The following is a 17959-nucleotide window of genomic DNA, read 5'->3' as shown; positions in this document are numbered from 1 at the left end:
CGATCAACCGTTCCGCAAGGCTCATTCCGTAGCAAGACCACGGCCTGAGAACCGGCGCGACGCAAGGAGTAAATAGTGATTCAGCAGGAGTCGCGACTGAAGGTCGCCGACAACACGGGTGCTAAGGAAATCCTTACCATTCGCGTTCTCGGTGGATCCGGCCGTCGCTACGCAGGCATCGGCGACGTCATCGTCGCCACCGTCAAGGATGCAATCCCGGGCGGCAACGTAAAAAAGGGCGATGTGGTCAAGGCCGTCATCGTCCGTACCAAGAAGGAACGCCGCCGTGCGGATGGTTCCTACATCAAGTTTGACGAGAACGCAGCTGTGATCCTGAAGAACGACGGTGACCCCCGCGGTACCCGTATCTTCGGACCGGTTGGTCGTGAACTGCGTGACAAGAAGTTCATGAAGATCGTTTCTCTGGCTCCGGAGGTGCTCTAGTCCATGGCTGCAAAGATCAAGAAGGGTGACCTGGTTCAGGTCATCACTGGCGCCAAGGCTGAGCGCGGCGGCGACCGTGGCAAGCAGGGCAAGGTTCTGCGCGTTTTCACCGACACCAACCGCGTGCTGGTTGAGGGCGTTAACCGCGTCACCAAGCACACTCGGGTTGGACAGTCGCAGCGCGGCACCAAGACCGGCGGCATCGAGGTTGTAGAGGCCCCGATTCACGTTTCCAACGTGGCCCTGGTTGACCCGTCGACCAAGAAGCCGACCCGCGTGGGCTTCCGCCTCGACACTGTGGAGAAGAACGGCGTCAAGAAGACCGTCCGCATCCGCGTGTCCAAGAGCACCGGGAAGGACATCTAATGACCGAGACTATCGAGACCCCGGCAACGAAGATCGTTCCTCGTCTGAAGACCAAGTACGCCGAATCCATCAAGGCTGCGCTGCAGGATGAATTCAAGTACTCGAACGTGAACCAGGTACCCCGTCTGGTGAAGGTTGTTGTGAACATGGGTGTTGGAGATGCCGCCAAGGACTCCAAGCTGATCGACGGCGCTGTCCGCGACCTCACCCAGATCACCGGCCAGAAGCCGCAGGTTACCAAGGCCCGCAAGTCGATCGCACAGTTCAAGCTGCGCGAAGGCATGCCCATCGGTGCACACGCAACCCTGCGTGGCGACCGCATGTGGGAATTCGTGGACCGCCTGGTCAGCCTGGCCCTGCCCCGTATCCGCGACTTCCGCGGCCTCAGTGGCAAGCAGTTCGATGGCAATGGCAACTACACCTTCGGTCTTACCGAGCAGGTTATGTTCCACGAAATCGACCAGGACAAGATCGACCGCGTCCGCGGTATGGACATCACGGTTGTCACCACTGCGAAGACCGACGACGAAGGCCGTGCGCTGCTCAAGGCGCTTGGTTTCCCGTTCAAAACCGAAGCTTAATTAACTACGTAAAAGGTCCGGCTGCTCCGCTCCCCAGGGGACGGAACGGCGGAAACCGTTATGAGGAAGGGCATGAGCCCACATGACAATGACAGATCCTGTCGCAGATATGCTTACGCGCCTGCGTAACGCAAACTCGGCGTACCACGACTCCGTGACTATGCCGTACAGCAAGCTCAAGGCACGCGTTGCCGACATCCTCAAGGCCGAAGGTTTCATCGCCGGCTGGAAGGAAGAGGACGCAGAGGTTGGCAAGAAGCTGACCCTCGAACTCAAGTTCGGTCCGAACCGCGAGCGTTCCATCGCCGGTGTACGCCGGATCTCCAAGCCGGGTCTCCGCGTTTACGCGAAGTCCACCAACCTCCCGCACGTGCTCGGTGGCCTGGGTATCGCAATCCTGTCCACCTCTTCCGGCCTCCTGACTGACAAGCAGGCCGGCAAGAAGGGCGTGGGCGGCGAAGTCCTCGCGTACGTCTGGTAACGGGAAAGGAAGAGAATAATGTCACGTATTGGACGTCTCCCCATCACCGTTCCTGCCGGCGTTGAGGTCAAGGTTGACGGCTCTGTCGTCAGCGTCAAGGGTTCCAAGGGGGAGCTTAGCCACACTGTGGCCAGCCCCATCGAGGTTGCCCTGGACGAGAACACCCTGACCGTTACCCGCCCGAACGATGAGCGCGCCTCCCGTTCACTCCACGGCCTGACCCGCACCCTGATCGCCAACATGATCCAGGGCGTCACCGCAGGCTACGAGAAGAAGCTTGAAATCGTCGGTACCGGTTACCGCGTTCAGGCCAAGGGATCTGACCTTGAGTTCGCTCTCGGCTTCAGCCACCCGGTCAGCGTTTCCGCTCCGGCCGGCATCACCTTTGCAGTAGAGGGTCCGACCAAGCTCTCTGTCTCAGGCATCAACAAGCAGCAGGTCGGCGAAGTTGCTGCCAACATTCGCAAGCTGCGCAAGCCTGACCCCTACAAGGGCAAGGGCATCCGTTACGCCGGCGAAGTCATCCGCCGCAAGGTCGGAAAGGCTGGTAAGTAACCATGGCCATCGCCATTAACAAGAAGCGTACGAACAAGAGCAAGGCAGCTGCACGCAGCCGCCGCCAGCTTCGTATCCGCAAGCGCATTGCCGGTACGGCTGCCCGCCCCCGTTTGGTGGTCAACCGCTCCGCACGCCACGTATTTGTCCAGGTTGTCGATGACAGCATTGGCCAGACCGTAGCAAGCGCGTCCACTCTGGAAGCTGACCTTCGTGCATTCGACGGTGACAAGACTGCCAAGGCCAAGCGCGTCGGCGAGCTCGTTGCCGAACGTGCCAAGGCTGCCGGTGTCGAGGCTGTCGTATTCGACCGTGGTGGTAACAAGTACCACGGCCGGATCGCCGCCGTCGCCGACGGTGCACGCGAAGGTGGGCTGTCACTGTGACCGAAGCAAACAAGGAAAAGGACACTGTGTCTGCAGATCAGAAGGCGCCCGAAGCCGCAGCTGCTGAGACCACTGCCCCCGCTGCCGAGGACCGCCGTGGTGGCGCCCGTCGCGGCGAGCGTGGAGACCGTGGCCAGGGCCGCGGCGACCGCGGTGGCCGTGGCGGCCGCGACGGTGGCCGTGAAGCCGAAAAGAACCAGTTCGTAGAGCGCGTTGTCACCATCAACCGCGTTTCCAAGGTCGTCAAGGGTGGTCGTCGCTTCAGCTTCACCGCCCTGGTGGTCGTTGGTGACGGTAACGGCATGGTCGGCGTCGGCTACGGCAAGGCCAAGGAAGTTCCCGCTGCTATCGCCAAGGGCGTTGAAGAGGCCAAGAAGTCCTTCTTCCGCGTTCCCCGCGTCGGCAGCACCATCCCGCACCGTGTTCAGGGTGAAGCCGCTGCCGGCGTCGTAATGCTGCGTCCGGCCTCCGCCGGTACCGGTGTTATCGCCGGTGGTCCGGTCCGTGCAGTACTGGAGTGCGTGGGTATCCACGACATACTCTCCAAGTCGCTCGGTTCCTCCAACGCCATCAACATCGTTCACGCGACCGTTGATGCCCTGAAGCGCCTCGAAGAGCCGGCATCCGTGGCAGCACGCCGCGGCCTGCCGCTGGACGAGGTTGCTCCCCAGGCACTGGTGAAGGCCCTTCTCGCCCCGAAGGCAGGTGCCTAGTCATGGCTAAGAACCTGGTCCCCTCCGACGCTCAGTTGGAGATCACTCAGATCAAGTCCGCCATTGGCGGCAAGCAGAACCAGCGCGACACCCTGCGGTCGCTCGGCCTGAAGCGGATCGGACACACCGTTGTCCGCACCGCCGACGCCGTGACCGTCGGGATGATCAACACGGTTCCGCACCTGGTAAAGGTAGAGGAGGCGAAGTAAATGGCAGAGAACACTGCTGATAAGGCACAGGCTGCTGAGAAGCAGAACGCCCTGAAGGTTCACCACCTGCGTCCCGCTCCGGGTGCCAAGACCGCCAAGACCCGTGTTGGTCGTGGTGAGGCATCCAAGGGTAAGACCGCCGGCCGCGGTACCAAGGGTACGGCTGCCCGCTACCAGGTGAAGGCTGGCTTTGCCGGCGGCCAGTTGCCGCTGCACATGCGCCTGCCGAAGCTGCGCGGCTTCAAGAACCCGTTCCGGGTTGAGTTCCAGGTTGTAAACCTGGACAAGCTCAACGAGCTGTTCCCGGAAGGTGGCGCAGTCACCGTGGAGAACCTGGTCGAAAAGGGTGCCGTTCGCAAGAACCAGCCCGTCAAGGTGCTGGGCACCGGCGACATCACCGTCAAGGTTGACGTCACCGCCCACGCATTCTCGGCCAGCGCCGCAGAAAAGATTGCCGCAGCAGGCGGAAGCACCACCGCCCTCTAAGGGACGGCGCCAGCTGTTGAACTCCCGGTATCCGCGGGCTTTGGCCCCGGATACCGGGAGTTTTCCATATCCGCCGGGCGAATTTTTCCTGCCTTCCGGCGCACCCCGGCGGGGATGGATTGTTCGCATCGCGCATCCAACCGTTAGACTCGGATGTCGGGATTTATCAAGTTCCGCAACCCCACTCTTATTGACACCACAGGAGGACGCTTGCTTAGCGCATTTGGCCGGGCCTTTCGCACGCCTGATCTGCGACGCAAGTTGTTGTTCACGCTGGGAATCATCACCATCTTCCGCTTGGGTGCTTTCATTCCCTCGCCCGGTGTGAACTACCAGAATGTCCAGCAATGCTTGCATAACGGTCAGACTGCCGGCGGGCTGTACCAGCTCGTCAACCTTTTCAGCGGCGGCGCGTTGCTCCAGGTGTCCATCTTCGCCCTGGGCATCATGCCGTACATCACGGCCAGCATCATCGTCCAGCTGCTCCGGGTGGTCATTCCCCGGTTCCAGCAGCTCTACGACGAGGGCGCATCGGGCCAGTCCAAGCTGACCCAGTACACCCGCTACCTCACCATCGCCCTGGGCCTGCTCAACGCCACCACTTTGGTGTCCCTGGCCCGCTCCGGCCAGCTTCTGCCGGGCTGCCAGCTCCCGGTGATCCCGGACACGAGCATCATCACCACCATCCTGATCATCATCACCCTCACGGCCGGCACCGGCCTGATCATGTGGATGGGCGAGCTCGTCACCGAAAAGGGTGTGGGCAACGGCATGTCGCTGCTGATCTTCACCTCCATCGCAGCGCAGTTCCCCACCTCGCTCGGCGCGATCTGGACCTCCCAGGGACCGGGGACTTTCTTCCTCGTCCTGGTGGTGGGCCTTCTCACGGTTGCCCTGGTGGTCTTCGTGGAACAGTCCCAGCGGCGCGTTCCGGTCCAGTACGCCAAGCGGATGATCGGCCGCCGGACCGTGGGCGGAACCAGCACCTACATTCCCATCAAAGTGAACATGGCCGGCGTCATTCCGGTGATCTTCGCTTCCTCCATGCTTTACATTCCAGGGCTGATCGCACAGTTCAACCAGCCCCGGAACGGCGAGCAGCTCCAGCCGTGGGTTGAATGGATCAACAACAACCTGACCCGCGGTGACCACCCGATCTACATGGCGGTTTACTTCCTCCTGATCGTGTTCTTCACCTACTTCTACGTCGCGATTACCTTCAACCCTGAAGAAGTCTCGGACAACATGAAGAAGTACGGCGGCTTCATTCCAGGTATCCGCGCCGGCCGGCCGACCGCGGACTACCTGCAGTACGTGCTCTCGCGGATCACGCTGCCCGGCGCCCTCTACCTGGGTTTCGTGGCACTGATTCCACTGGTGGCACTGGTACTGATCAACGCAAACCAGAACTTCCCGTTCGGTGGCACCTCGATCCTGATCATGGTGGGCGTTGGCCTGGAGACCGTCAAGCAGATTGATGCGCAGCTACAACAACGTCACTACGAAGGGCTTTTGCGATGACGAGAATGCTGATTATTGGACCTCCCGGTTCCGGAAAAGGAACGCAGGCGGAGCGGATTTCAGAACGCCTTGGCGTTGTGGCCATCTCCACCGGCGACATCTTCCGCGCCAACGTGAAGGGCGAAACCCCGCTCGGCATCGAGGCGAAGAAGTACATGGACAACGGTGACTTCGTGCCGGACAGCGTGACCAACAAGATGGTCCGCGACCGCCTGGGCGAATCCGACGTCGAAAACGGCTTCCTGCTGGACGGCTACCCGCGCACCACCGCGCAGGTGGACTACCTTGACGAGATCCTCGCCGACGGCGACGAGAAGCTCGACGTGGTGCTGCAGCTGACGGCCGACGACGAGGAACTGGTTCACCGCCTCCTGGGCCGGGCCAAGGAAACGGGCCGGAGCGACGACAACGAAGCCGTCATCCGCCACCGCCTTGACCTCTACCACGAGCAGACGGAGGCAGTCGTGGCCAAGTATGCCGAGCGTGGCATCCTGACCCAGGTGGACGGGATCGGTCCCATCGACGAAGTAACCAACCGCGTGATGCAGGCCATCAAGGCCGCACAGGCAGCCTGACCCAAGGCGCCACGGTTATCGAGGCTCCTCCCGGAATCCGGGAGGAGCCTCAGCCATTTGAAAGGACACACCATGGCCTTCGGCCAACCCCGCATCGAATTCAAGAACAACGCCCAGATGCGCACCATGCATGAAGCAGGACTGGTCCTCAGCCGCGCGCTGGACGCCGCCGTCGCCGCCGCGGTGCCCGGTGTCACCACCAAGCACCTGGACGACGTCTTTGCAGCGGTCCTCAACGAAGCGGGCGCGAAATCCAACTTCCTGGGCTACCACGGCTTCCCGGCCACCATCTGCACGTCCGTGAACGAGGAAGTGGTCCACGGTATCCCGGGCAGCCGGGTCCTGCAGGACGGTGACATCATTTCCATCGACGGCGGTGCCATCGTCGACGGCTGGCACTCCGATTCCGCGCGGTCCGTGATCGTGGGCACAGCGGATCCCGAAGACCAGCGGCTCTCCGACGTCACCGAGGCAGCCATGTGGCGTGGCATCGCGGCGCTGGCCACGGGAAGCCATGTGGGCGATATCGGTGCCGCCATCGACGATTATGTCTCTTCCGTTCCGGGCAAGCCCCTGGGCATCCTGGAGGACTACGTGGGCCACGGGATTGGCTCCGAGATGCACATGGCCCCGGACGTGCTGAACTACCGCACCAACCACCGGGGACCGAAGATCAAGCCGGGCCTGTGCCTTGCCATCGAACCCATGCTGGTCCGTGGCGGCATCGACACCGCGGTCCTGGAGGACGACTGGACCGTGGTCACCACCGACGGCAAGCGGTCCTGCCAGTGGGAGCATTCGGTTGCTGTGCATGAGAAGGGCATCTGGGTGCTTTCGGCCCCCGACGGCGGCGCGGAGCACCTGGTGCCGCTGGGCGTCACACCCGTTCCCATCCCTTAGGCCAAACCGCCAAGAGCGGTACGACGCGTGTTTTCTTCAGCGACACGCAAAAGCCCTGGCGAACCCATAAACGGGGTTCGCCAGGGCTTTCGCGTGTCGAAAAGCGCTAAGCCTTCAGCTTCGGCTTCACATCCCGGTCGTAGATCCCCTGCAGGGTGCTCTTCAGGTCCGTCATGGAGGACTTGACGTCGCCCTGCTGGGTGAGGATCTTCGCGGCAGCCTTGGCCATCTCCTGGTCTGCGCCCGGCAGGAACACCCGGGCGTTGTCCTGGACCTTGGTGACGGCCAGTTGGTCCATGGCCGTCTTGATCTGCGGCGTCTTGGCCAGGACCGCCGTCATGTCGGCAGACTTGCGGGTGGGCATGTAGCCGGTGGCGGCAGAGAACTCCGCGGTGCTCTCCGGCTGCGTGATGAACTTCAGGAACGTACCCGCGGCCAGCTGTTCCTCCTTGGTGATCCCGCTCGGGATGCCCAGGCCGGCGCCGCCGGTGGGGCATACGTTGGACTGCGCCTTCGGGCCGCCCGGCAGGAAGCCTACGCCCACATTGAACTTGGCGGACTTCAGGATTCCCAGCAGCGAGCCGGTGGAGGAAATGGTGGTGGAGGTCAGGCCGGCGGAGAAATCGTCAGCGGCTTCCTTGGAGGAGACGCCAGCCCACTTGTCCTTGTAGATCGAGTCCTGGGCCCACTGCAGCGCCGCCACGGACTCGGTTGAGTCGCACGTGATGTCCCATTCGTTGGACCAGCCGCCGCCCCAGCCCCACAGCATGTTCTGCAGCGTCCACCCCGCATAGCCGGCCAGGGCCGGGTAAATGTAGGCGTACTGGGCGCCGGAGCTCGCCTTCAGCTTGGGTGCCCATTCCCCGAACTCGTCCCAGGTCTTGGGGGCGCGGTCGGGCAGGCCCGCGGCGGCGAAGTGATCCTTGTTGTAGTAGAACAGGGGCGTTGAGCGGCCGTAGGGGAGGGCCCACTGCTTGCCGTCGTATTTGTAGTCGTCCACCAAGGACTTCTGGAAATCGTCCATCTTCATGTCCAGCTGCTTGGTGAGGCTGTCGACGGGGATGATGCTGCCGTTGGTGTAATAGCGGAACCACCAGACGTCGGACAGGACCACGACGCCGGGGAGGCCCGACTTGGCCGCCTGCGCGGTCTGGAATTTCTGGGCGATCTCCTCATAGTTGGCGCCGGCCGTAACCAGGTTGACCGTGATGTCCGGGTTCTGGGCGTGGAATTTGTCAATCAGGCTCTTTTCGACGTCCTGGGACTGGCCAGGGTGGCTGGACCAGAAGTCGATCTTGGCCGCAGGCTTTACCCCGCTGAAGTCGATGTCGGCCGCTTGGGACGTGGCCTGGCCGCCGCCGGTGGTTGAGGGTCCGCCGCATGCTGCCAGGGCGGCCGCGGAGGCGGTAGCCCCTGCCAGGCCCAGGAAATGCCTCCGGTCCAGATGCAATGCCATGAGAGTTCCTTTCGGTTGTTGCCTTGTGGAAGGTGGAAGTTCGACGGCGGCCGGCAGCTTAGCCGGTCACGCTGCCTTGGGTGAGGCCCGCCACGATGTAGCGCTGCAGGGCCGCGAAGATGATCAGGATGGGCACGATGACCAGGACGGCGCCGGCCATGAGCACGCCCCAGCCGGCGGCGTTGCTCTCACTGTTTTGCAACAGCGTCAGGCCCACCGGGAGGGTCATGGTCTCCGGCCGGTCTGTGATGATCAGCGGCCAGATGTAGTCGTTCCATTCGGTCACGATGGTCACCAGTGCCACCGTGGCAATGGAGGGGACCGAGACCGGAACCACGATCTGCCACAGCCGGCGCCAGTGCCCGGCCCCGTCCATTTCCGCCGATTCCAGGATGGAGGCGGGCAGGGTCCGGAAGTGTTGGCGCAGCAGGAAGGTACCGAACGCGGTGCCGAGGCCCGGCAGGATGATGCCCCACAGGGTGTTCTTTCCGCCTATCCCGGCGATCAGGATGAAGTTGGGCAGGATGGAGACCTGCGGCGGCACCATGAGGGCCACCAGGATCAACAGGAAGATGAAGTTCCGGAACGGGAAGCGGACAAAGACCAGCGCGTACGCCGTCAGGATCGCGAGCAGCACCTTGATGGTGGCCCCCGCCAGGGTAACGATGGTGCTGTTCAGGAAGAACTGTCCAAACGGGACGGTGGTCATGGCGGTCCGATAGTTCTCCAGGTTCAGGCTCTCCGGGAGGATCTTCAGGTCCGTGGTGACAATCTCGCCGGAGGACTTGAAGGAGCTGAGGACCATCCAGAGCAGGGGCAGGAACACCACCAGCGTGGCAATGAGCAGCGGCAGGTAGCCGCCAACAATCGTCTGGACAAGGTTTCGGCGCGAAAAGGGACGGTCGGGGCGGAGGGCCGGATCCGGCGTCGACACCGCCGGGGCCGCCGGGTCCGGGTTGACCGGTGATAGGGACGTCACGAGTAGTGCACCTTTCGTTCCACGAAGCGCAGCTGCAGCACGGTGATCACCAGGAGGATGGCAAACAGCACCACGGAAATGGCTGCTGAATAGCCGGCCCGGTTGTACGCCCCGAACGCTTGGAGGTAAGCCTCGTAGATCAGGGTGCTGGTGCCGGTGCCCAGCGGCGTCATGATGCGGATGAGGTCAAAGGCCTGCAACGAGCTGAGCATGGTGGTGATGAGGAGGAAGAACGTGGTGGGGGACAGCAGCGGCAGCGAGATGCTCAGGAAACGCCGGAACCCGTTCGCACCGTCGAGGGACGCGGCTTCCATGACGTCTTTCGGCAGGGACTGCAGCCCGGCAAGGTACACCACGGCGCAATAGCCAAGGTTCTTCCAGACGTACACCAGGATCACCATGACCAGCGACAACTGGGGGTCGTTGATCCACTGCGGGCTCTGCTGGCCGATGCCGCGCAGCAGCCAGGCGAGGACGCCGTAGCCGGGGTCGAAGATGAACAGCCACACCAGGCCCACGCCCACGCCGGAGAGCACGTAGGGCGCAAACACGGCGGACCGGGCAAACGTGGTGCCACGGATCTTCCCGTTCAGCGCCACCGCCACCAGCAGGCCCAGCAGCATGGATCCGCCCACCGTCACCACGGTGAACACGGCGGTGGTCCCCAGGACCTTGGGGGCGTCATTGCTGGTGAAGAAGGTGGCGTAGTTGGCCAGGCCCACGACGGTGGCGGTGGGGGAACCCAGCGTCCAGTCCAGCGTGGAGTAATACATGTTGCTGATCAGCGGACGGTAGGTGAAGACGGCGATCAGCACCAGGTTGGGCAGCGCCATGGCAAGGAAAACAAAGAAGTCCCGGCGGTTCCTTGCGGTCCACCGCCGGTGCGGAATCTTCGCTGCGGGTCCTGGCGGCCGCTTGGGCTTGGCGGACGGATGCGGGGCGAGTTGACGGGTCATGCGTGTCTCTCCCGGGTCGGGAGCCTGCTCGTGGCGGGCACTGGCTGAATCTAGGGACTAACTACACCAGACCGTCAGTGGGCTGAAGCCCGCATTTGCCCTTCTCGAAGGACTGTTATCCGAGGCTTAGTCGCCCGTTAACGCTGTGTTGGATGCAGTCTCGCATAAAGTTTGCCCTTGCGGCAGGGGCGCGCCCGCGACGTGCAGAATAGGGGCATGGGAACCATTGCAGACGTCCCGGGCATCCGGGTAGGCCACCACCAGCGGACCGGCGATGGCTGGCTGACCGGAGTCACGGTGGTCCTGCCGCCGCCGGGCACCAAGGGGTCGGTGGACGTCCAGGGCGGCGGCCCCGCCACCCACGAAACGGATGCGCTCGACCCCACCACGCTGGTCAGCACCGTGGATGCGGTGGTCTTGGCCGGTGGCAGCGCCTACGGGCTTGCCGCCGCCGCCGGCGCCCAAGCCTGGTGCGAGGCCAACGGCCGCGGGTTCGCCGTGCCCGGGGGAGTCGTGCCCATCGTTCCGGCAGCCGCGATCTTCGACCTTGGCAGGGGTGGCGACTTCGCCGCACGGCCGACGCCGGACATGGGCTTCGCGGCAGCCGCCGCCGCGTCGGCACAACCGGAGGGGCACGACGTCGAGCGCGGCAACGTCGGTGCCGGCACCGGAGCCCTCATCGGCAGGGGACAGTTCAAAGGTGGCGTGGGAACAGCATCGGTCATGCTGGAGAACGGCGTAGTTGTGGGTGCGCTGGCCATAGTCAACGCACTCGGGCTCCCCGTGGGTGGGCTTGTCGAGAACCGAACCCTGGATTCCGACAGGCTCCATCACCGGGAGGACAAGCCGGGACGTCCGGCGCCGTTGAACACCACCCTGGTCGTCGTGGCCACCAATGCCGTGCTGGATGCGGCGGAGTGCAAGCGCACGGCATCTGCCTCACACGCCGGGATTGCCCGGGCCCTGAATCCGAGCCACACCCTCGCCGACGGGGATACCGTATTCTGCCTCGCGTCCGGCGCCCTGGCGCTGGACCGCACGGACGAAGCCGCCCGGCAAACCAGCCTCATTTCGCTGCAAAGCGCGGCAGCCGACGTCGTCCGCCTGGCCGTTCTGGACGGCGTGGCCAGCGCGGAGGCCGTGACCACTCCTGCGGGTGCGTATGGTGCATACGGCGACCGGATGCGCTAGCATGGCTGGATTTAACTTTCGCCGCCAGATGGCGTAATGTTGTCTGTTGGTTGTCTGGACTGCCGCGCCCTTTTGGGCTTGGAGATGGCAATCGATCCAACAAAAACGTTCGTAGTCATGTCCGGTGCAATCCGGCGGGGCTGCGGCAACAACAGTTAGCGGAGGGTATGGCCAAGAAGGACGGGGTCATTGAGATCGAAGGCGTTGTGACCGAGGCGCTGCCTAACGCGATGTTTCGCGTTGAGCTCACCAACAAGCACATCGTTCTGGCACACATCTCTGGAAAGATGCGTCAGCACTACATCCGGATCCTCCCCGAGGACCGCGTAGTGGTGGAGCTGAGCCCGTACGACCTCACCCGTGGTCGTATCGTCTACCGCTACAAGTAAATTGCTGGGCAGCTGCAGCGCATGCTGACTGCTGCTCCAGCTGACCAACTGTTACACGCAAAGGAACGCCATGAAGGTCAAGCCGAGCGTCAAGCAGATCTGCGAAAAGTGCAAAGTGATCCGCCGTAACGGCCGGGTCATGGTGATCTGCGAGAACCCGCGCCACAAGCAGCGCCAGGGCTAATTTCCTTCCCTGAAGGAAATCCTGGGTTGCTAACCCACGCAAGTAAATAAAGGCAGCACAAGCTGATCTGGAACATTGAGCTCGAAAGAGTCCGGACAGCTAACCCCCGGTCGGAGGCTGGGGCCGTACGGAATGTGCGGGTGTACTGCCTACGACCTCCGGTTTATCAAGGAGTACTGCCACTATGGCTCGTCTCGCTGGCGTAGACATTCCCCGCGAAAAGCGGCTGGAAATTGCGCTTACTTACATCTACGGCGTGGGCAAGACCCGTGCACACGAAACCCTGACTGCCACGGGCATCAGCGCTGACGTTCGCGTCAAGGACTTGACTGACGCCCAGCTGGTTGAGCTGCGTGACTACATTGAAGGCAACTACAAGGTTGAGGGTGACCTTCGCCGCGAAGTAGCAGCAGATATCCGCCGCAAGGTTGAAATCGGCAGCTACGAAGGCCTGCGCCACCGCAAGGGCCTGCCCGTACGCGGTCAGCGTACGAAGACCAACGCACGTACCCGCAAGGGCCCGAAGCGTACCGTCGCCGGCAAGAAGAAGGCCCGTTAAAATCCCCGCTCGGGATTTACGGACTTTCCCCAATAACTTTCTGTAGGAGAAAAAATGCCCCCGAAGACTCGTGGCGCGGTTCGCAAGCCGCGTAAGAAGGACAAGAAGAATATCGCGCTTGGCCAGGCGCACATCAAGAGCACCTTTAACAACACCATCGTTTCCATCACGGATCCCTCCGGTGCTGTTATTTCCTGGGCTTCCTCTGGCGAGGTTGGCTTCAAGGGCTCGCGCAAGTCCACCCCGTTCGCTGCCCAGATGGCTGCCGAAGCCGCTGCCAAGCGTGCGCAGGAGCACGGCATGCGCAAGGTTGACGTTTTCGTCAAGGGACCGGGTTCCGGGCGCGAAACCGCAATCCGTTCGCTGCAGGCCGCAGGCCTCGAGGTTGGCTCCATCCAGGACGTCACCCCCGCAGCGCACAACGGCTGCCGCCCGCCGAAGCGCCGCCGCGTCTAATTCTTTTCCGCAGCAGGAGCTTGCCCGGACCAGTGATGGCCCGGGCAAGCCCAGCGCGTTAAGTCTTCAGACCGAATTTCCACCACCTGTGTTGCGTCATATAGCGGATGCTCGCCGAAAGGAAACCTAAGTGCTCATTGCACAGCGCCCCACCCTCTCCGAAGAGGTAGTCTCCGAAAACCGTTCGCGGTTCATCATCGAACCGCTGGAACCGGGCTTCGGCTACACCCTCGGAAACTCCCTCCGCCGTACCCTGCTCTCCTCCATCCCCGGTGCTGCCGTAACCAGCATCCGGATCGATGGTGTGCTGCACGAGTTCACCACGGTTCCGGGTGTCAAGGAAGATGTCACCGAGATCATCCTTAACATCAAGAGCCTGTCGGTTTCCTCCGAGCACGACGAGCCCGTCGTGGCTTACCTGCGCAAGCAGGGCCCCGGAGTCGTCACCGCCGCGGACATCGCTCCGCCGGCCGGCGTCGAATTCCACAACCCGGATCTGCACATCGCCACGCTGAACTCGAAGGGCAAGTTCGAACTCGAACTGACCATCGAGCGCGGCCGCGGCTACGTTTCGGCAGCTCAGAACAAGTCCGGCGACGCAGAGATCGGCCGTATCCCGGTCGACTCCATCTACTCGCCGGTCCTGAAGGTTACTTTCCGCGTGGAAGCAACCCGTGTTGAGCAGCGCACCGACTTCGACAAGCTGATTGTCGACGTCGAGACCAAGCAGGCCATCGCCCCGCGCGATGCCGTCGCTTCCGCAGGCACCACCCTGGTGGAACTGTTCGGTCTGGCCCGTGAGCTGAACACCGCAGCTGAAGGTATCGAGATCGGCCCGTCGCCCACCGACGCTGCCCTGGCAGCCGACATGGCACTGCCGATCGAGGATCTGGACCTCACCGTCCGTTCCTACAACTGCCTCAAGCGTGAGGGCATCCACACCGTGGGTGAACTCGTTGCCCGCTCCGAGGCCGACCTGATGGACATCCGCAACTTCGGTGCAAAGTCCATTGACGAGGTCAAGGCAAAGCTGGTTGAACTGGGCCTGTCCCTCAAGGACTCGCCTCCCGGTTTTGACCTCGCAGCACGCGCCGCAGCAATCGAAGAGGACGACGCCGCGTTCGGCGACGACGAACTCTAAACCAGACCTTGGCCGCGGGCAGCACCATGGTGTGCCGTCCACGGCTTCCACATGAGGAGAAACAATTATGCCTACCCCCACTAAGGGTCCGCGCCTCGGAGGCGGCCCGGCTCACGAGCGCCTCATGCTCGCGAACCTGGCAGCATCCCTGTTCGAGCACAAGCGGATCACCACCACGGTGACCAAGGCCAAGCGCCTGAAGCCGTACGCAGAGCGCCTGGTGACTTTCGCCAAGCGTGGCGACCTCGCCTCCCGCCGCCGGGTTCTCGGCCTGATCAGCAACAAGGGCGTCGTCCATGAGCTGTTCACCGACATCGCCCAGGCCGTGGAGAACCGCGACGGCGGCTACACCCGCATCACCAAGATCGGCAACCGCAAGGGCGACAACGCTCCCATGGCTGTCATCGAGCTGGTCCTGGAGCCGGTTTCCGCCAAGCAGGCCGTCGTAGCCGAGGCTACCTCTGCCGCCAAGCGCGACGCCGACAAGAAGGAAGCTGCTGCTGCTGCTGCTCCGGCTGCCGAAGAGGCTCCGGCCGCTGAGGAAGCTGCTGCAACCGAAGAGGCACCTGCTGCTGAAGAAGCTGCAACCGAAGAGGCTCCGGCCGCTGAGGAAGCCGCCGAAGCTCCCGCAGCCGAGGAGAAGGACGCGAAGTAATTCGCTGACCTGCTTCGCATAGACTTAGGTCTGTGAACCACCAAAAACCCGCGGCCCCCGTCTTAGGGGGCGGCGGGTTTTTGCGTCTCCGGCTTGATCTTTCGTACGACGGCGGCCCCTTCAGCGGGTGGGCGTTGCAGCCGGGCCTGCGGACCGTCCAGGGAGTCCTTGAGGAAGCGATCGAGCTGGTGGTGCGCCGCGCGGTCCGGGTCACCGTGGCCGGCCGCACCGATGCCGGCGTCCACGCCCGCGGCCAGGTGGTCCACCTGGACCTCACTGAAGCTGAATGGCTGGCATTGCCGCGCGGGCACGAACTTGATCCCGCCGTCGCCCTGCTGCGCCGGCTCCGAGGCGCACTGAACCGTGCCCTGGGCGACCTCCACGGCGCCGTCGAAGTCCATAACATCGCGTTGGCGCCTGTGGGCTTCGACGCCCGTTTTTCGGCCCTCTGGCGCCGCTACAGCTACCGGATCGCGGACGGACCAGCCCTCTGGGACCCGTTGGCACGGTACTTCACGCTGTGGCACAAGAATCCGCTGGATGTCGGCCTGCTCAACCAGGGTGCCTCGCAGCTGCTGGGCCTGCAAAACTTTCTCTCGTTCTGCAAGCCGCGCGAAGGGGCCACCACCATCCGGGAACTGCAGCGCTTTGAGTTCGCGCGCGGTGACGACGGCGTCATCGTGGCTACCGTCCAGGCCGATGCGTTCTGCCACAACATGGTCCGGGCCTTGGTGGGTTCGGCTCTTTACGTGGGGGAGGGCACCGTGGAACCTGGCTGGCTGCACGAGCGGCTGCTCCTGCAGAAACGGGACGCCAAGTCAGTCCTGGCCGCCCCGCACCCGCTGGTGCTGGAGGAAGTGGCTTACCCGTCCGACCACGAACTGCTGGCCCGCGCCGAACAGACACGGGCCCTGCGCCAACATTAGAACGCCGGCGGTGGGCCCTCGGCCGGCAACGTCACCGTGAAGGTGCTGCCTTGGCCCTCGCCGCTCTGGCACGTGATGGTGCCGCCATGCCGCTCCACGATCATCCTGGTGATGGACAGGCCCAGACCGGCGCCGGGTATGGCGGCAAGCCGCGCGGATTCGGCGCGGAAGAATCTGTTGAACACCCTGGTGGCGTCCTCCGCTGACATCCCCATGCCGGTGTCCTTGACGCTGAGTGAGACCCACTGGGCGTCCGCTTCGGCGCTGATGCTCACCGTGCCGCCGTCGGGCGAGTATTTGATGGCGTTGGACACCAGGTTGTCCAGTACCTGGCCGATCCGGAGCGGATCCGCGTAGGCCCAGAGCGGCGAGGGGACGTCGGCGGCGATTTCCACGTGTGACCGCTGCGCCGACGCCTGCGCGGAGCCGAGGCTGGTTTCAACCAGGCTGGCGAGGTCGGTCCGTTTCGGGTGGACGTTCATGGTGGTGGATGCCGAGGCCGTCAGGTCAGCCACGAGGTCGATCATCCGCTCCGCGTTGCGCTGCACCACCAGCAGGCGTTTGGCTGCATGCGGCGGCAGATCGGCGACGTCGTCGAGCACCAGGTCCACGTTGCCGATGATCGAGTTCAGCGGGTTCTTGAATTCATGCGACACGTTGGAGATCAGGTCCTGGTTCGCCGCCAGCGATTCCACCCAGCCCGTCACATCGCTGTACACCACCACGGCGCCGGTGAGCCTGCCGTCCTCGCTCACCAGCGGCCGGGCCGCGGTGGAGACGGCCCGCTGTTCCGGGCCCTCGCCCGCCCACACCAGGTAGTCGGCGAAGGATTCCCCGGCCATCGCCCGGCTGATGGGCCGCCGGTCCGGGGGAAGCAGGGTCCGCCGGTCCTGGCCGTAGATCAGCTGGTGACCCTGGCCGGGGACGTCGTCGTCGGCGCCGGTGACCCGGCGGAAGTTGCGCTGCCGGCTGTTGGAGACCAGGAAGTGGCCTGAGCGGTCGACGGCGGCAATGCCAACGTCGGTGGCGTCCAGCACCGTCTCCAGCAGCTTCTCCCGTTCCCGGCTTGCGGCCAGCAGGTCACGGAGTTCCCGGTCCTTTTCGGCGAGTTCGCGTTGCTGCAGCCGCAGGTTCACGCTTGCGAAGCGGATGGCCAGCGAAACCGCGAGCATCATGAGGGGGAAGAGGACCACGGTGGTGAGGTCCGAGGCCGTGACGGACGGGAGGTGGGCAGCGGTTGGAGGGACCATGACCAGGAAAGGGCCCACAAAGCTGAGCGCCAGGCTGGTCCGGGACAGCATTCCGGAGGCGGACAGCCAGATCACCGGGAAGACCACCAGCACGGCCAGGCCAGGCAGCAGCGGTGCGGCACCGTTGCGAAGGAACCCGATGGCCGCGAAGTCCAGTACCGGGATGATCAGGTAGGCCCGGTGCGCCAGGCGTTCCCAGGGGACCAGGAAACAGGCGAGGAACAGGATTCCGTGCAACGCAATGCCGGCCAGGTACAGGGGGCTGTGCGTGAGCGAGGGCCAGGCGAAGGGTGTGGCTACGGCAATGATGGCCACAATGACCGTGATGGGGAGTTGGCACAACGCCACTTGGGCGCGGGTTCCCAGCCTGCGGAAGATGCGGCCGGGTCCCCGGTGGAACAATGGCTCAGCCATGTTTCTGACTCGTACCCCTTTACCTGTGGAAAGCAAAGTGCCCGGGAGGCCTTCTTTACTGCTCCCATGCCGGGCAGGTACCCCTTTCCGCCCATATTGCACATATCTTGTCATAATAATTGACTTTTCAATTTTTAGGGCCGTTGCGGATGTCATCAGCAGGGCTTACTAGTAGCGTATAAATGG

The 17959-nt window shown here is 63.4% G+C and carries 24 protein-coding genes; 20 read left to right on the top strand and 4 right to left on the bottom strand.

Translation table 11 applies throughout. The features are described from left to right. The first annotated feature begins 75 nt into the window (after positions 1-75). From rplN to map, 12 genes are all read left to right on the top strand, one after another. Positions 76-444: a 50S ribosomal protein L14 gene (gene rplN / locus C563_RS0102440; protein WP_003803789.1), complete on the top strand. Its 369-nt coding sequence runs from the start codon at positions 76-78 to the stop codon at positions 442-444. Between the two features lie 3 nt (positions 445-447). Next, positions 448-810, top strand: coding sequence for a 50S ribosomal protein L24 (gene rplX, locus C563_RS0102435; RefSeq protein WP_018760450.1), 363 nt, complete (start codon positions 448-450; stop codon positions 808-810). Next, complete coding sequence (rplE, locus tag C563_RS0102430) at positions 810-1391, top strand: 50S ribosomal protein L5 (RefSeq protein ID WP_018760449.1); 582 nt, start codon at positions 810-812, stop codon at positions 1389-1391. The genes rplX and rplE overlap by 1 nt, the downstream gene beginning before the upstream one ends. An 82-nt stretch (positions 1392-1473) precedes the next feature. Beyond that, the gene (rpsH, locus tag C563_RS0102425) at positions 1474-1872 is read left to right on the top strand and encodes a 30S ribosomal protein S8 (RefSeq protein ID WP_018760448.1); all 399 of its coding nucleotides are present in this window, start codon (positions 1474-1476) and stop codon (positions 1870-1872) included. 18 nt (positions 1873-1890) lie between these two features. After that, a complete protein-coding gene (rplF, locus tag C563_RS0102420; RefSeq protein ID WP_018760447.1) occupies positions 1891-2427 on the top strand; it encodes a 50S ribosomal protein L6 in 537 nt (178 codons plus the stop codon). A 2-nt stretch (positions 2428-2429) separates the two neighbouring features. Continuing rightward, positions 2430-2813, top strand: a complete 384-nt coding sequence (rplR, locus tag C563_RS0102415; protein WP_018760446.1) for a 50S ribosomal protein L18 — start codon at positions 2430-2432, stop codon at positions 2811-2813. Then, positions 2810-3526 (top strand): 30S ribosomal protein S5, encoded by a 717-nt coding sequence (rpsE, locus tag C563_RS0102410; RefSeq protein ID WP_018760445.1) that lies wholly within the window; start codon positions 2810-2812, stop codon positions 3524-3526. Before rplR ends, rpsE begins: the two co-directional genes overlap by 4 nt. 2 nt (positions 3527-3528) lie before the next feature. Beyond that, positions 3529-3735 (top strand): 50S ribosomal protein L30, encoded by a 207-nt coding sequence (gene rpmD / locus C563_RS0102405; protein ID WP_018760444.1) that lies wholly within the window; start codon positions 3529-3531, stop codon positions 3733-3735. After that, positions 3736-4221, top strand: coding sequence for a 50S ribosomal protein L15 (gene rplO / locus C563_RS0102400; protein ID WP_013601817.1), 486 nt, complete (start codon positions 3736-3738; stop codon positions 4219-4221). It begins immediately after the preceding gene. A 210-nt stretch (positions 4222-4431) separates the two neighbouring features. Next, positions 4432-5742, top strand: a complete 1311-nt coding sequence (secY, locus tag C563_RS0102395; RefSeq protein WP_026264301.1) for a preprotein translocase subunit SecY — start codon at positions 4432-4434, stop codon at positions 5740-5742. Between the two features lie 5 nt (positions 5743-5747). Continuing rightward, a complete protein-coding gene (locus tag C563_RS0102390) occupies positions 5748-6317 on the top strand; it encodes an adenylate kinase (protein WP_018760442.1) in 570 nt (189 codons plus the stop codon). 72 nt (positions 6318-6389) lie between these two features. Then, entirely contained in the window at positions 6390-7217 is an 828-nt protein-coding gene (gene map, locus C563_RS0102385) for a type I methionyl aminopeptidase (RefSeq protein ID WP_018760441.1), read from the top strand. Between the two features lie 106 nt (positions 7218-7323). Here map and C563_RS0102380 read toward each other — a convergent pair whose 3' ends face one another. From C563_RS0102380 to C563_RS0102370, 3 genes are read right to left on the bottom strand one after another with little or no spacing between them, the layout of a single operon-like run. Further along, positions 7324-8673 carry an ABC transporter substrate-binding protein gene (locus tag C563_RS0102380; protein WP_018760440.1) on the bottom strand — a complete coding sequence of 450 codons (1350 nt, stop codon included), beginning with the start codon at positions 8671-8673 and terminating at the stop codon, positions 7324-7326. Between the two features lie 58 nt (positions 8674-8731). Next, a complete protein-coding gene (locus C563_RS0102375) occupies positions 8732-9652 on the bottom strand; it encodes a carbohydrate ABC transporter permease (RefSeq protein WP_018760439.1) in 921 nt (306 codons plus the stop codon). Continuing rightward, positions 9649-10608: a carbohydrate ABC transporter permease gene (locus tag C563_RS0102370; RefSeq protein ID WP_026264298.1), complete on the bottom strand. Its 960-nt coding sequence runs from the start codon at positions 10606-10608 to the stop codon at positions 9649-9651. Before C563_RS0102370 ends, C563_RS0102375 begins: the two co-directional genes overlap by 4 nt. Before the next feature lie 216 nt (positions 10609-10824). Here C563_RS0102370 and C563_RS0102365 point away from each other — a divergent pair, with 216 nt between their 5' ends. The 8 genes from C563_RS0102365 (at position 10825) to C563_RS0102330 (ending at position 16109) form a co-directional block, all read left to right on the top strand. Beyond that, the gene (locus C563_RS0102365; RefSeq protein WP_018760437.1) at positions 10825-11799 is read left to right on the top strand and encodes a P1 family peptidase; all 975 of its coding nucleotides are present in this window, start codon (positions 10825-10827) and stop codon (positions 11797-11799) included. A gap of 167 nt (positions 11800-11966) precedes the next feature. Beyond that, positions 11967-12188 carry a translation initiation factor IF-1 gene (infA, locus tag C563_RS0102360; RefSeq protein ID WP_009358723.1) on the top strand — a complete coding sequence of 74 codons (222 nt, stop codon included), beginning with the start codon at positions 11967-11969 and terminating at the stop codon, positions 12186-12188. 70 nt (positions 12189-12258) lie between these two features. Further along, complete coding sequence (gene rpmJ / locus C563_RS0102355) at positions 12259-12372, top strand: 50S ribosomal protein L36 (RefSeq protein ID WP_009358722.1); 114 nt, start codon at positions 12259-12261, stop codon at positions 12370-12372. A gap of 184 nt (positions 12373-12556) precedes the next feature. Continuing rightward, on the top strand, positions 12557-12931 hold the full coding sequence (gene rpsM / locus C563_RS0102350) for a 30S ribosomal protein S13 (protein WP_018760436.1): 375 nt from the start codon (positions 12557-12559) through the stop codon (positions 12929-12931). Positions 12932-12985: 54 nt separating this feature from the next. Beyond that, positions 12986-13387, top strand: coding sequence for a 30S ribosomal protein S11 (gene rpsK, locus C563_RS0102345; RefSeq protein ID WP_018760435.1), 402 nt, complete (start codon positions 12986-12988; stop codon positions 13385-13387). A 130-nt stretch (positions 13388-13517) separates the two neighbouring features. Next, positions 13518-14528 carry a DNA-directed RNA polymerase subunit alpha gene (locus C563_RS0102340; RefSeq protein ID WP_013601812.1) on the top strand — a complete coding sequence of 337 codons (1011 nt, stop codon included), beginning with the start codon at positions 13518-13520 and terminating at the stop codon, positions 14526-14528. A 67-nt stretch (positions 14529-14595) separates the two neighbouring features. Continuing rightward, a complete protein-coding gene (rplQ, locus tag C563_RS0102335; protein WP_026264297.1) occupies positions 14596-15183 on the top strand; it encodes a 50S ribosomal protein L17 in 588 nt (195 codons plus the stop codon). A 32-nt stretch (positions 15184-15215) separates the two neighbouring features. Beyond that, positions 15216-16109, top strand: coding sequence for a tRNA pseudouridine synthase A (locus C563_RS0102330; RefSeq protein WP_026264296.1), 894 nt, complete (start codon positions 15216-15218; stop codon positions 16107-16109). Here C563_RS0102330 and C563_RS0102325 read toward each other — a convergent pair. Continuing rightward, entirely contained in the window at positions 16106-17773 is a 1668-nt protein-coding gene (locus C563_RS0102325; RefSeq protein ID WP_026264295.1) for a sensor histidine kinase, read from the bottom strand. The genes C563_RS0102330 and C563_RS0102325 overlap by 4 nt on opposite strands. Between the last annotated feature and the right edge of the window lie 186 nt (positions 17774-17959).

This window comes from Arthrobacter sp. 135MFCol5.1 (assembly GCF_000374865.1).
Lineage (GTDB): Bacteria > Actinomycetota > Actinomycetes > Actinomycetales > Micrococcaceae > Arthrobacter.
The sequence above is the reverse complement of the archived record's forward strand: the minus strand, read 5'-3'. Positions and strand labels throughout refer to the sequence as shown.

What these genes read in the sequence shown, in the direction of transcription:
- rpmJ (WP_009358722.1), top strand. Translation starts at nt 12,259, where the DNA reads ATGAAGGTCAAGCCGAGCGTCAAGCAGATCTGCGAAAAGTGCAAAGTG.
- C563_RS0102325 (WP_026264295.1), bottom strand. Translation starts at nt 17,773, where the DNA reads ATGGCTGAGCCATTGTTCCACCGGGGACCCGGCCGCATCTTCCGCAGG.
- rpmD (WP_018760444.1), top strand. Translation starts at nt 3,529, where the DNA reads ATGGCTAAGAACCTGGTCCCCTCCGACGCTCAGTTGGAGATCACTCAG.
- rplX (WP_018760450.1), top strand. Translation starts at nt 448, where the DNA reads ATGGCTGCAAAGATCAAGAAGGGTGACCTGGTTCAGGTCATCACTGGC.
- rpsK (WP_018760435.1), top strand. Translation starts at nt 12,986, where the DNA reads ATGCCCCCGAAGACTCGTGGCGCGGTTCGCAAGCCGCGTAAGAAGGAC.
- rplF (WP_018760447.1), top strand. Translation starts at nt 1,891, where the DNA reads ATGTCACGTATTGGACGTCTCCCCATCACCGTTCCTGCCGGCGTTGAG.
- rpsH (WP_018760448.1), top strand. Translation starts at nt 1,474, where the DNA reads ATGACAATGACAGATCCTGTCGCAGATATGCTTACGCGCCTGCGTAAC.
- rplQ (WP_026264297.1), top strand. Translation starts at nt 14,596, where the DNA reads ATGCCTACCCCCACTAAGGGTCCGCGCCTCGGAGGCGGCCCGGCTCAC.
- C563_RS0102370 (WP_026264298.1), bottom strand. Translation starts at nt 10,608, where the DNA reads ATGACCCGTCAACTCGCCCCGCATCCGTCCGCCAAGCCCAAGCGGCCG.
- infA (WP_009358723.1), top strand. Translation starts at nt 11,967, where the DNA reads ATGGCCAAGAAGGACGGGGTCATTGAGATCGAAGGCGTTGTGACCGAG.
- C563_RS0102390 (WP_018760442.1), top strand. Translation starts at nt 5,748, where the DNA reads ATGCTGATTATTGGACCTCCCGGTTCCGGAAAAGGAACGCAGGCGGAG.
- C563_RS0102365 (WP_018760437.1), top strand. Translation starts at nt 10,825, where the DNA reads ATGGGAACCATTGCAGACGTCCCGGGCATCCGGGTAGGCCACCACCAG.
- map (WP_018760441.1), top strand. Translation starts at nt 6,390, where the DNA reads ATGGCCTTCGGCCAACCCCGCATCGAATTCAAGAACAACGCCCAGATG.
- rpsM (WP_018760436.1), top strand. Translation starts at nt 12,557, where the DNA reads ATGGCTCGTCTCGCTGGCGTAGACATTCCCCGCGAAAAGCGGCTGGAA.
- rplE (WP_018760449.1), top strand. Translation starts at nt 810, where the DNA reads ATGACCGAGACTATCGAGACCCCGGCAACGAAGATCGTTCCTCGTCTG.
- rplR (WP_018760446.1), top strand. Translation starts at nt 2,430, where the DNA reads ATGGCCATCGCCATTAACAAGAAGCGTACGAACAAGAGCAAGGCAGCT.
- C563_RS0102380 (WP_018760440.1), bottom strand. Translation starts at nt 8,673, where the DNA reads ATGGCATTGCATCTGGACCGGAGGCATTTCCTGGGCCTGGCAGGGGCT.
- rplO (WP_013601817.1), top strand. Translation starts at nt 3,736, where the DNA reads ATGGCAGAGAACACTGCTGATAAGGCACAGGCTGCTGAGAAGCAGAAC.